This window comes from Streptomyces europaeiscabiei (assembly GCF_001550375.1).
GTDB classification, from domain to species: Bacteria; Actinomycetota; Actinomycetes; order Streptomycetales; family Streptomycetaceae; genus Streptomyces; species Streptomyces europaeiscabiei.
The window spans coordinates 1-11,821 of record NZ_LRTR01000414.1 but is presented as its reverse complement, the minus strand read 5'-3'; the positions used below and the strand labels follow the sequence as shown (position 1 = coordinate 11,821).

Sequence of the window (11,821 nt, the reverse complement as noted above, 5' to 3'; positions counted from 1 at the left end):
CCGCCGCTCCGGCGCCGGCCGCCGCCGCTGCTCCGGCCGCCCGGAAGGCCCCGGCCCTGGAGGCCTCGCCCCTGCGTGGCCAGACCATCAAGATGCCGCGCATCCGCAAGGTCATCGGCGACAACATGGTCAAGGCGCTGCACGAGCAGGCCCAGCTGTCGTCGGTCGTCGAGGTCGACGTCACCCGCCTGATGAGGCTGCGCGCCCGGGCCAAGGACTCGTTCGCGGCCCGCGAGGGCGTGAAGCTCTCCCCGATGCCGTTCTTCGTCAAGGCCGCGGCCCAGGCGCTGAAGGCGCACGCGCCCATCAACGCCCGGATCAACGAGGGCGAGGGCACGATCACCTACTTCGACGCCGAGAACATCGGTATCGCGGTGGACTCCGAGAAGGGCCTGATGACCCCGGTCATCAAGGGCGCGGGCGACCTCAACATCGCTGGCATCGCCAAGGCCACCGCCGACCTGGCGGGCAAGGTCCGGGCCAACAAGATCACGCCGGACGAGCTCTCCGGCGCGACCTTCACCATCTCCAACACCGGTTCGCGCGGCGCGCTCTTCGACACGATCATCGTGCCGCCGAACCAGGTCGCGATCCTCGGCATCGGCGCCACGGTCAAGCGCCCCGCCGTGATCGAGACGGAGGAGGGCACGGTCATCGGCGTCCGCGACATGACGTACCTGACCCTCTCCTACGACCACCGCCTGGTCGACGGCGCCGACGCGGCCCGTTACCTGACGGCCGTCAAGGCGATCCTGGAGGCGGGCGAGTTCGAGGTCGAGCTCGGCCTGTGACACCTCTGCACAGGGGCTTCTGAGCAGAGGCCGCTGATCGCGCCACGGCGGTGCCCCGTCCGGAGTTCTCCGGGCGGGGCACCGGTGCGTTCACACCCGTTCGACGCACACGGGGAACCGGTCACCGAGCCTGGCCGGTACGGGTCTTTACAAACCGGCCCCCACGGGAACGTGTAAGTCTCGTCTCACCTGCGCGAAAGCACCCCCGTGCGTCTCTCTCCCGGAGGGCCACGGCTCTATTGTCTAGAGGTCAACGCCCTTGGGGCTCGTCCCCCGCCGGTCCCCCGCCGAAGGAGCCCGCATGACCACCGCGCCCGTCGTCCACTCGCTGCGCGAACAGATCCGCGAGCACATCGTGGAGGGGATCGTGAGCGGACGGTGGAAGCCGGGTGAGCGGATCGTGGAGCGGCGGATCGCGACGGAGCTGGAAGTCAGCCAGACCCCGGTGCGGGAGGCGCTGCGTGAGCTGGAGTCGCTGCGGTTGATCGAATCCGCGCCGAACAAGGGCGTACGCGTGCGGAACCTGACCGCCGCCGATCTGGAGGAGAGCTACCCGGTACGGGCCGGGCTGGAGGCGATCGCGGCGGAGCTGGCGGCGGAGCGGCTGGCCGAGGACTGCTCGGCACTGGAGCCGCATGTGGCCGCGCTGTACGAGGCGGACCGCAACGCCGACGGCACGTCCCAGGTGCGGCACACGGTGGCGTTCCACCGGGAGCTGGTGCGGGCGGCCGGCAACTCCGTGCTGCTGCACACCTGGGAGGGCCTGGGCATCGAGGTCTTCACCGCGCTCTCGATCCGCTGGCTGGGTACGGTGCAGCAGTCCTACGCGGAGGAGCACGAGGAGTTGGTCGCGGCGTTCCGTAGGCGCGACCCCCGGATCGCGGACCTGGTCAAGTCCCACGTGCTGGGCTGCGCCCCACACACGGACGACGAGCCGGCGTAACCATCGAGGGTGCGTTTTCGGCTACGGGTGGGTGGGGGCTGGTCGCGCAGTTCCCCGCGCCCCTTACCGGCATGGATCGCGCCCGGGGCTTTGAAGAGGCGCGGGGAACTGCGCGAGCAACCCCCACAACCCGCACCCGCCCACGCACCCGAACCCCCGACCCCTTGAGCGCACCCTCGCTCAAACGCCGCCCCACCTGCACAAACCCCGTCCACCACGGCACCCGGTGTCTCCGCCGGGGGCACCCCGTGCCGACTTTCTCGAGATCAAGAGATTTTGCCTGTGACCCTTTGATCGATCATCGATCAGCGGGTTAGAGTCGCGGCGGGCTTCCACCGAAGCCCACCGCCCTGTCCTGCCAAAGACCAAGGGCAACCCCCGAACCCTTACCGATGAGGGAACCCCCTTCGACTGAGGAAGGCGGCGCAATGACCGACTCCAACGCCATCCAGCCGAGCGCGCTCGACCAGCTCCCCGACCGCGATCCGGAGGAGACCGCCGAATGGCAGGCCTCGCTGGACGCCGTCGCCAAGGCGGCCGGGCCGCACCGCGCGGCGTACCTGATGCGCCGCACCCTGGAGCGCGCGGAGGGCAACGGCATCGCGCTGCCCAAGCTGCTCGAGACGGACTACGTCAACACCATCCCCACCGCCGCCGAGCCGGGCGTCCCCGGTGACGAGGCGTTGGAGCGCCGTATCACCGCGTGGAACCGCTGGAACGCGGCCGCGATGGTCACCCGTGGCTCCAAATACGGCGTCGGCGGCCACATCGCCACCTTCGCCTCCGCGGCCTGGCTCTACGAGACGGGCTTCAACCACTTCTTCAAGGGCAAGGAGGCCGACGGCTCGGGCGACCAGCTCTACATCCAGGGCCACGCCTCCCCCGGCATCTACGCCCGCGCCTTCCTCGACGGCCGGCTGAACGAGTCCCACCTGGACAACTTCCGCCGCGAGTCCGGAGGCAACGGCCTTCCGTCTTACCCGCACCCCCGCCGCCTGCCCTGGCTGTGGGAGTTCCCGACGGTGTCGATGGGTCTCGGCCCGCTGTCGGCGATCTACCAGGCGCGCTTCAACCGCTATCTCACCAGCCGCGGCATCAAGGACGTCTCGGACTCCCACGTCTGGGCCTTCCTCGGCGACGGCGAGATGGACGAGCCGGAGTCGACGGCGGCACTGGCGCTCGCCTCCCGTGAGGGTCTCGACAACCTCACCTTCGTCATCAACTGCAACCTGCAGCGCCTCGACGGCCCGGTCCGCGCGAACTTCAAGATCGTGCAGGAGCTGGAGGCGCAGTTCCGCGGCGCCGGCTGGAACGTCGTCAAGTCGCTCTGGGGCTCGGCCTGGGACGAGCTGTTCCAGCTCGACGCCACGGGCGCGCTGGTACGCCGTCTGCGCGAGGTACCGGACGCGCAGGTGCAGACGTACCAGACCCGCGACGCCGCCTACATCCGCCAGGACTTCTTCGGCAAGGACCCCGCGCTCGTCGAGATGGCGAAGCTGCTGAGCGACGACAAGATCCTTGAGTGTTTCCACCTGTCCCGCGGTGGTCACGAGTCACGCAAGGTGTACGCCGCCTACAAGGCCGCCGTCGAGTTCAAGGGTGCGCCGACCGTCATCCTGGCCCAGACCGTCAAGGGCTTCACCCTCGGCGAGGGCTTCGCGTCGAAGAACGCCAACCACCAGATGAAGAAGCTGACGGTGGACGAGTTCAAGGCGATGCGCGACCTGCTGGAACTGCCGATCAAGGACAGCGACTTCGTCGACGGGGTCGTGCCCTACGGCCACCCGGGCGCCGACTCCGCCGAGGTCCGCTATCTCCAGGAGCGCCGCGCCGCCCTCGGCGGCCCCGCCCCGACCCGCCGTACACACGCGCTCGCCCCGCTGCCGGCCGCCGCCGACAAGACCTTCGCCGCCTTCGACAAGGGTTCCGGCTCGCAGAACATGGCGACGACCATGGCCTTCGTCCGCCTGGTCAAGGACTTGGTCCGCGACAAGCAGACCGGCAGGCGCTGGGTGCCGATCGTCCCCGACGAGGCACGCACCTTCGGCATGGAGTCGCTCTTCCCCTCCCTCGGGATCTACTCCCCCAAGGGCCAGACGTACGAGCCGGTCGACCGTGACCAGCTGATGTACTACAAGGAGGCCAAGGACGGCCAGATCCTCAACGAGGGGATCACCGAGGCCGGTTCCATGGCGGACTTCATCGCCGCGTCCACCGCGTACTCCACGCACGGTGAGGCGATGATCCCCTTCTACATCTTCTACTCGATGTTCGGCTGGCAGCGCACGGCCGACCAGATGTGGCAGCTCGGCGACCAGCTCGGCCGCGGCTTCCTCGTCGGTGCGACGGCCGGCCGTACGACCCTCACGGGCGAGGGCCTCCAGCACGCCGACGGCCACTCCCCGGTGATCGCGGCGACGAACCCGGCGGCGCTGACGTACGACCCGGCGTTCGCGTACGAGGTCGCGGCGATCGTCAAGGACGGTCTGCGCCGGATGTACGGCGAGGCGGCCCCGGACGAGGACCCGAACGTCTTCTACTACCTGACCGTCTACAACGAGCCGCTGCCGCAGCCCGCGAAGCCGGCCGTCGCGGGGGTGGACGAGGGCATCGTCAAGGGCCTGTACCGCTTCAACACGGCCGAGTCGGCGGGGCTGTCCCCGGTGGCGAACGCTCCGCGCGTCCAGCTGCTCGGCTCCGGCACGGCGATCCACTGGGCCCTTCAGGCGCAGAAGCTGCTCGCGGAGGAGTGGGGTGTGGCGGCCGACGTCTGGTCCGCGACCTCCTGGAGCGAGCTGCGCCGGGACGCGCTGGAGTCCGACGCCGCGCTGCTGCGCGGGGAGGAGCGGGTGCCGTACCTCCGTCAGGCGCTGCAGGGTGCCGAGGGGCCGGTCCTCGCGGTCTCCGACTACATGCGTCAGGTCCCCGACCAGATCGCCCAGTGGGTCGAGCAGGACTACTCCTCGCTCGGTGCCGACGGTTTCGGCCTCTCCGACACCCGTGAGGCCGCCCGCCGTCACTTCGGCGTCGACGCCCAGTCCGTCGTCGTGGCCGCCCTCGCCCAGCTCGCCCGTCGTGGCGAGGTCAAGGCGACGGCGGTGAAGGAGGCTCGGGAGCGGTACGGGCTGTGACACCGGCGGGGCGGCGGGGGCGTGTCTTCGCCCCCGCCGCCCCTACCCATTGCCGGCCCCATCCCATCCCTTCCGATCCCTTCCCGTCCCGCTCCCGTCCCCGCAGGCCGTGCCCCTTCGCCCCCCCGGCCGCGGGTCCGTCGTGGTTGCTCACGTAGTTCCCCGCGCCCCTGAAAAGCAGGGGCCGTGCCCCTTGGCGCCCGGCATCATGAAGGCATGCGTGCTGCCCGGCTGATCAAGATGGTTCTTCTTCTGCAGTCCCGGCCCTCCATGACCGCCGCCGAACTCGCGCGGGAACTGGAAGTGTCCGAACGGACCGTCACGCGGGACGCACAGGCGCTGTCCGAGGCGGGGGTCCCGGTGTACGCGGACCGGGGGCGGGCCGGAGGGTACCGGCTGATCGGCGGTTACCGGACACGGCTGACGGGGCTCGCCCGGAGCGAGGCCGAGGCGCTGTTCCTCAGCGGTGTGCCGGGGGCGCTGCGGGAGATGGGGTTGGAGGACGCGGCCTCCGCCGCCCGGCTGAAGGTGTCGGCCGCCCTGTTGCCCTCCCTCCGCGATGCCTCCCGTACGGCCTCGCAGCGGTTCCACCTCGACGCGCCGAGCTGGTTCGAGGAGCCGAAGACCCCTGAGCTGCTGCCCGCCGTGGCGGACGCGGTGTGGGACGACCGCCGGATCGTCGCGCGGTACCGCAGGGGTGACAGCGAGGTCGAGCGCGAGCTGGAGCCGTACGGCCTCGTCCTCAAGGCCGGCATCTGGTACCTGTGTGCCCGTGTTCCGGGCCGGAGCCCCGGCACGGGCTCCTTCCGGACCTACCGCATCGACCGCTTCCTCGCTGTCGACGGCGACGGCGACGGCGAGCGCTTCACCCGCGACGAGGAGTTCGACCTGCCCGCCTACTGGGACGAGCAGACGGAACGGTTCGCCCGGTCGATCCTGCACACCGAGGTCGTCGTACGGCTCTCGGCGGAGGGGGTGCGGAGGCTGCCCCGCGTCGTGGATCCCGTCTCGGCGCGAGACGCGCTGGCGTCGGCCGGCGCCCCCGACGGCCACGGCCTGACGACCCTCACGCTCCGCGTCGAGTCGGAGGAGGTGGCGCACACCCAGCTCACGGCGTTGGGGGCGGAGGCCGAGGTGCTGGCCCCCGAGAGCCTGCGGGAGCGCTTCGCGGGAGACGCGCGTCGCCTCGCCGGGATGTACGCGACCGCATGAGGTCGTCGGAGAACGCCGTGCCGGACATAACAATCCGCCGTCCTCCGCGTGCGTCCCGCCCGCCCAGGCACGATGCTGGACCAGTGATGGACGAGACGGAGTTCTGGGAGCTGGTGGACAAGGCCCGCGAGGACGCCGAGGGCGATCCCGAGGACCAGGCCGACCTGCTCGTGGAGCGGCTCGGCCGACTGGACCCGGAGGCGGTGCTGGACTTCGCCCGGCACTTCGAGTCCCGCTACAACCGCGCGTACATCTGGGACCTCTGGGGCGCCGCCTGGGTGCTGCTCGACGGTGCCAGCGACGACGCGTTCGACTTCTTCCGGTGCTGGCTGATCGGTCAGGGCCGGGAGGTCTTCGAGGGGGCGGTGCACGACCCCGACTCGCTCGCCGGTCTGCTGGACGACTTCGACGAGGAGATCGACGGGGACGGCGAGGAGCTGGGCTACGCCGCGGACGAGGCGTACGAGCAGCTCACCGGTGTGGTCGCCCCGGACCTCGGCATCCCGCCCCCGCCCCGCGAACCCGAGGGCACCCCGCTCGACTTCGAGGACGAGTCCGCGCTCGCGGAGCGCTGCCCGAAGCTCTGGGAGCGTTTCCGGACCCAGGGCTGACCCAGGGCTGACCCAGGGGCGGCCCACGGCTGACCCGGGGATGTCCGGCGGGAGTTCACGGGCGGTTCAACGGTTCAGGCGCGCAGTCCGCGGCTCGACGTGCGCGGCACGTACGCGTGCTGCTCGGTGGTGTACGGCTGGGCGTGGTGGCGGCGTTCCTTGCCCGGGGCCGGGCGTTCGGGGGCCGAGGCGCCGTGCAGGGGCGCGGAGTTGGCGCGGTCCAGCGCGGACGCGGTGACGGCGGACGGGCCGAGCACGACGACGGCGGTCGCACAGGCCACCGTCCAGGGGCTCCGCAGGGCCGAGGACCAGAACTTCTTCGCGCCGCGGGACACATTCTTCGTACGGCTCTTCGTACGGCTCTTCGTACGGCTCTTCGTACGGCTGCCGATCATTTTCCCCACCACTTTCCCCACCTCCGGTCGGTGTGACACCGACGAAGTTAGGGCGCGGATCTTGGAGAAGTCTGTGAGGCCCCGGCGCACTGTCTGTGAACCTCATGAGATCCCTCTCAACGCCGACCCTGCAGGCGGGCCGCCAGTTCCCTGATCGCGGGCAGGCGTTCCGCGAGGGCCGCGCCCGGGCAGCTGGTCATGTAGCCGTCGCTGTGGCCCGCGAGGGTGGGAAGCAGGGCGGTGGTGCCGGAGGCGTAGCGGCTGAGGCTGTTGCTGGAGGTGAGTCTGACGCTGCCGCGGGGGTCGGTGTCGGAGAGGCCGAGTTTCCAGGCGGCGAGGGCGGCGATCGCGTCGGTCATGGCCTGGGGGACGGGGACGCCTGCGGTGAAGGTGCCGAGGGCGGCGATGCCGGTGGTGCGGTGGTTGAAGCCCTGGGTGTGGGCGCCGGTGACGGGGCGGTCGACGCCGCCCGCGCGGCCCTCGTAGATGGTGCCGCAGCGGTCGACGAGGAAGTTGTAGCCGATGTCGTCCCAGTCCTTGGCGCCGGTCTGGCCGGCGTACAGGTGGCGGATGATGCGGGGCGCATCGGCGCAGTCGTAGCCGTTGGGCGAGTCCGTGTGGTGAACGAAGACGGCGGCGACCTCGTCGTCGTAGCGGGCGGGCGGCTGGCTGGGCACGTCCTTCTCCAGCTCCAGCCAGCGGGCCCTGGGCACGATGGGCGGCCGGGGCGCCTGGTGCGGCAGCGCGGGCCGGGCGGCATCGGACCGGGCCGAGCGGTGCCCCGTTCGGTCCACGCCGATCGCGCACATCACCAGCGCGAGGACGGCCGCCAGGCCGGGCAGACAGGCCAGCAGCAGGAGGACCGGCCGCGGCAGGTCCACGCGCTCCCGGGCCCGCCGCGTACGGGCGCGGGAACGGCCGGGGCGCTCCCGGACCGGGTCCGGGGCGCGCAGGGTCCGTGTTCGGCGGCGCCACACGCGCGGGAGCCGCCGTATTCGCGCCCCCCGTGACCTCCGGAACACACGCATGCCCCCACAGTCACCCGGATGCTCACCGGCCGCGATGTGGGGTGGGCCACCCGGTGGAAGCGGAAGGAACCAACGCCGTGGTCCGGGACGTTTTTACTGTTCCAGGCGGATGTGGCGCGGTGGTGGCCGGTTCGCGCGGGCCGGCGGGGTGCCGTGGCGGCGTAGCTGATCACTGCGCCCGTCGCGCGCGTACTACTGGGTCCCTAGAGAGAGGCGGCTGGAGTGGACGTGCTCGACATCCTGCTGATGCTGGTGATCCTGGCCTACGCGGCGTCGGGTTACCGTCGCGGCCTGGTCGCGGGATGTGTGTCCCTCGCCGGTTTCGTGGGCGGCGCGGCGATAGGCGTCTGGGTGCTGCCCTGGATGATGGAGCTGGTGGAGGCGGGCACCCCGGGGGCGACGGTCACGGCGGTGCTGACGGTGCTGGTGCCGGGGGTGATCGGGCACGAACTGGCGGGCCGGCTGGCGCTGCGGCTGCGCCGGGAGATCGACCGCAGTCCGCTGCGGGTGGCCGACGGCATCGGCGGGGCGGCGGCCAACACGCTCGCCGTGCTCATCGTGGCGTGGGTGGCCGCGAGCGTCCTCGGGGCGTCCTCGTCGGCGGTGGTGACCAACTCGATCCGTAACTCCGCGCTGCTCGGCGCCGTGCAGAACACCATGCCGGACACCACCCCGGCCTGGTTCTCCGACGCCACGTCCGCGCTCACCGAGGCGGGCTTCCCGCAGGTCTTCAACCCCTTCGAGAACGAGGCGACGGCCGAGGTCGCCAAGCCCTCCGGCGACAGTGTGACCGCGGCCGCGACCGGCGCCGCCAAGCGGAGCACGGTGAAGATCGAGGGTGTGGCGGGCACCCAGGGCCGCGAGGGCAGCGGTTTCGTGTACGCCACCGAGCACGTGATGACCAACGCCCATGTGGTGGCGGGCATCGACGACCCGAGCGTGCGGGTGGGCGGCGTGGGCAGGGCGTACGAGGCGAAGGTCGTGCTCTTCGACTCCGCCAAGGACGTGGCGGTCCTCTACGTCCCCGGGCTCAAGGCACCGCTGCTGCGCTTCGACGACAGCGCCAAGCGCGGTGACGCGGCGGTCGTGGCCGGTTATCCGGAGGACGGCGGCCTGGACCTCCAGGCGGCCACGGTCGCCAGCCGTATCGACGCGACCGGCCGGAACATCTACAACACCGACTCGGTCACCCGCGACATCTACTCCATCCGCTCCACCGTCCGCCCCGGCAACTCCGGCGGCCCTCTGCTCACCACCGACGGCCAGGTCTTCGGCGTCGTCTTCGCCCGCTCCACCTCGGACGCGGAGACGGGTTACGTCCTCACCGTGGACGAGGTCGTCCCGGACGCGGAGCGGGCGGCGAACGCGACCGCGGCGGTGGACACGGGCGACCTCGTGACGTCGTGACGTCGTGGCCTCGTGACTGTGTGAGGGCCGCGGTCGGTGGTGGGCGGTCGGGTCAGAGCCGACGGCCCATCAGTACGTCGTCCGCGTACGCCCCGTCGAGCAGGAACTCCTCCGGCAGGATGCCCTCCACGACGAACCCCTCGGACTCGTAGAGCTTCCTGGCCGCGGTGTTGTGGCCGAGGACCCGAAGGGTGAGCCGGCGGGCGCCGCGGCGGCGGGCCTCGTCCTGTACGGCGCGCAGCAGCGCCCGTGCGACGCCCGCCCCGCGTGCCCGGTCGGCGACGGCGAGGCCCTGGATCTGGAGGACGTGCGTGTGACAGGCGAGGGGGGAGGACAGGGCGAGACGGACGTACCCGACGACGGTACCGCCGAGTTCGGCGACCAGGTGGTCGTGGGGGCCGTGACGCTCGTTGAAGAACGGCTGGTAGGGCTGTGTGGGGCGTTCCTGGACGGAGTGCAGCGTGGACCAGGTGTCGCGGTCGAGCCGGCTGAGCGTGTCCTCGTCGTCCGAGGTCGCGACGCGTATGTACGGAACGGTCATGGCGGCCACTTTAGGCGGCGGCGCAGCGGTCGACCGGCTGATCGTGCGCCCCCGCGTCCGCCGTCCCGCCGCGTGCCGGGCAGGATGGGGGCATGACCGTTGAATCGCCCGTTGCGCCCGGTTCTCGTATCGCGATCGCCGGGGCGTCCGGCCTGATCGGCTCGGCATTGGCCCGTTCCCTCACCGACGACGGCTACGAGGTGCTCCGGCTCGTGCGGCGGGCGTCCCGGGCGCGTGATGAGGTGCGCTGGGACCCGGACGCGGGACAGGTCGACGTGGCGGGGCTCGCGGGGTGCGCCGCCGTCGTCAATCTCGCCGGCGCGGGGGTCGCGTCCCGCCGCTGGACGGAGGCGTACAAGGCGACGATCCGCAACAGCCGGGTCCTCGGCACCAGGACACTCGCCGAGGCCGCCGCCTCCCTCGACACACCGCCGAGCGTGTTCGTCAACGGCAGCGCGATCGGCTTCTACGGCTTCACGGGCGACCGGATGGTGGACGAGTCGGCGGAACCGGGGGCGGAGTTCCTGTCCACGTTGTGCGTGGAGTGGGAGGGGGCGACCGAGGCGGCGCGGGAGGCCGGGATCCGCACGGCGTTCGCCCGTACGGGACTGGTGGTGGCCCGGGACGGGGGTGCCTGGGGTCCGCTGTTCCCGCTGTTCAAGGCCGGTTTGGGCGGGCGGATGGGGAACGGCCGCCAGTACTGGAGCTTCATCTCCCTCCATGACGAGGTCGCCGCCCTGCGCCACCTGCTCTTCACACCGTCGCTGTCCGGGCCGTTCAACCTGACGGCGCCGGCGCCGCTCACCAACCGCGAGATCACGACGGCCATGGGCCGGGTCCTGCACCGGCCCACCCTGTTCACCGTGCCCGCGCCCGCGCTGCGGCTCGCTCTCGGCGGGGTCGCGGGCGACGTCCTGGGCAGCACGCGGGCCGTCCCGACGCGGTTGCTGGAGTCGGGCTTCACGTTCACGTATCCGGAGATCGACGACGCGATCAGGGCGGCGATGGACAGCTGAGGGGGTGCGTGGCCGGGTGCGGGTTCCGTGGAGGCTGGTCACGCAGTTCCCCGCGCCCCTGAAAGCAGGGCTGCGCCCCGTGCTTTCCGGCCCGCAGGGCCGGTGTCCTTCAGGCCCGCAGGGCCGGTGTCCTTCAGGCCCGCAGGGCCTGGTCTTTCAGGGGCGCGGGGACCTGCGCGACCAGCCGCCACCGGACCCGCACCCGCCCGACAACCGCAGTCCCCCGGACGCCCGGCGCACACGTACCCCGCCCATGCCCCCGTGCGAGGTCACACGCTCCTTCCCCGGAACCGGCCCCCGCCTTCACTCTCGTGCCGAACTCAGGTATTTCAGATGGGTGTTGGGGGCATAAAGCCCCCGCAGCCGCGCGACCTCGGGAGGGGCACGTGCTTGAGTCGGTGCACCAGTCGGCGTTCCCGGCGGACACGGAGGACGTGGACGTCATCGTCGTAGGAGCCGGTGTGGCCGGCCTCGCTGCGGCCGGACATCTGACCAGGGCGGGGCTGAGGGCCATCGTCCTGGAGGCCGCCCCCGCCGTCGGCGGCCGTATGTCCACCGAGAAGATCGACGGCTTCCGTCTCGACCGGACGACGCAGTTGCTCTCCACGTCGTACCCGGAACTGCGCCGCACGCCGGGCCTGGGCTCCCTGCCTCTGCGGCCGTTCGCCCCCGGCGTCCTGCTGCACGCCGACGGCCGTCATCAGCGCGCCGGAGCCGGCCCCGTGCTGCGGAGCGCGAGGGGCGCA

At 71.5% G+C, this 11,821-nt stretch carries 11 protein-coding genes; 8 read left to right on the top strand and 3 right to left on the bottom strand.

Features of this window, described 5'->3' with window-relative positions; all coding sequences use genetic code 11:
- The 5 genes from AWZ10_RS19940 to AWZ10_RS19920 form a co-directional block, all read left to right on the top strand.
- Window positions 1–791, top strand: a 791-nt coding sequence (locus tag AWZ10_RS19940; protein ID WP_208618532.1) for a 2-oxo acid dehydrogenase subunit E2, incomplete at its 5' end; no start/stop codon positions are given.
- Between the two features lie 301 nt (window positions 792–1,092).
- Window positions 1,093–1,734 (top strand): GntR family transcriptional regulator, encoded by a 642-nt coding sequence (locus AWZ10_RS19935; RefSeq protein WP_005478380.1) that lies wholly within the window; start codon window positions 1,093–1,095, stop codon window positions 1,732–1,734.
- A 428-nt stretch (window positions 1,735–2,162) separates the two neighbouring features.
- The gene (aceE, locus tag AWZ10_RS19930) at window positions 2,163–4,865 is read left to right on the top strand and encodes a pyruvate dehydrogenase (acetyl-transferring), homodimeric type (protein WP_060891722.1); all 2,703 of its coding nucleotides are present in this window, start codon (window positions 2,163–2,165) and stop codon (window positions 4,863–4,865) included.
- 216 nt (window positions 4,866–5,081) lie between these two features.
- Window positions 5,082–6,077, top strand: coding sequence for a helix-turn-helix transcriptional regulator (locus tag AWZ10_RS19925; RefSeq protein ID WP_046706450.1), 996 nt, complete (start codon window positions 5,082–5,084; stop codon window positions 6,075–6,077).
- Between the two features lie 86 nt (window positions 6,078–6,163).
- Window positions 6,164–6,688 (top strand): DUF4240 domain-containing protein, encoded by a 525-nt coding sequence (locus tag AWZ10_RS19920; RefSeq protein WP_046706449.1) that lies wholly within the window; start codon window positions 6,164–6,166, stop codon window positions 6,686–6,688.
- A 74-nt stretch (window positions 6,689–6,762) separates the two neighbouring features.
- Here AWZ10_RS19920 and AWZ10_RS19915 read toward each other — a convergent pair whose 3' ends face one another.
- Window positions 6,763–7,095: a hypothetical protein gene (locus AWZ10_RS19915; protein ID WP_060891721.1), complete on the bottom strand. Its 333-nt coding sequence runs from the start codon at window positions 7,093–7,095 to the stop codon at window positions 6,763–6,765.
- Window positions 7,096–7,199: 104 nt separating this feature from the next.
- Window positions 7,200–7,892 (bottom strand): peptidoglycan recognition protein family protein, encoded by a 693-nt coding sequence (locus tag AWZ10_RS19910; protein ID WP_060891723.1) that lies wholly within the window; start codon window positions 7,890–7,892, stop codon window positions 7,200–7,202.
- 441 nt (window positions 7,893–8,333) lie between these two features.
- Here AWZ10_RS19910 and AWZ10_RS19905 point away from each other — a divergent pair, with 441 nt between their 5' ends.
- Window positions 8,334–9,518, top strand: coding sequence for a MarP family serine protease (locus AWZ10_RS19905; protein ID WP_046706447.1), 1,185 nt, complete (start codon window positions 8,334–8,336; stop codon window positions 9,516–9,518).
- Window positions 9,519–9,570: 52 nt separating this feature from the next.
- On the opposite strand, the gene AWZ10_RS19900 is transcribed toward AWZ10_RS19905, so the two are convergent.
- Window positions 9,571–10,059 (bottom strand): GNAT family N-acetyltransferase, encoded by a 489-nt coding sequence (locus AWZ10_RS19900; RefSeq protein ID WP_173531566.1) that lies wholly within the window; start codon window positions 10,057–10,059, stop codon window positions 9,571–9,573.
- 92 nt (window positions 10,060–10,151) lie between these two features.
- Here AWZ10_RS19900 and AWZ10_RS19895 point away from each other — a divergent pair, with 92 nt between their 5' ends.
- Window positions 10,152–11,075, top strand: a complete 924-nt coding sequence (locus AWZ10_RS19895; protein ID WP_046706445.1) for a TIGR01777 family oxidoreductase — start codon at window positions 10,152–10,154, stop codon at window positions 11,073–11,075.
- Between the two features lie 386 nt (window positions 11,076–11,461).
- On the top strand, window positions 11,462–11,821 hold a 360-nt coding region (locus AWZ10_RS19890; RefSeq protein WP_159058304.1), incomplete at its 3' end, for an FAD-dependent oxidoreductase.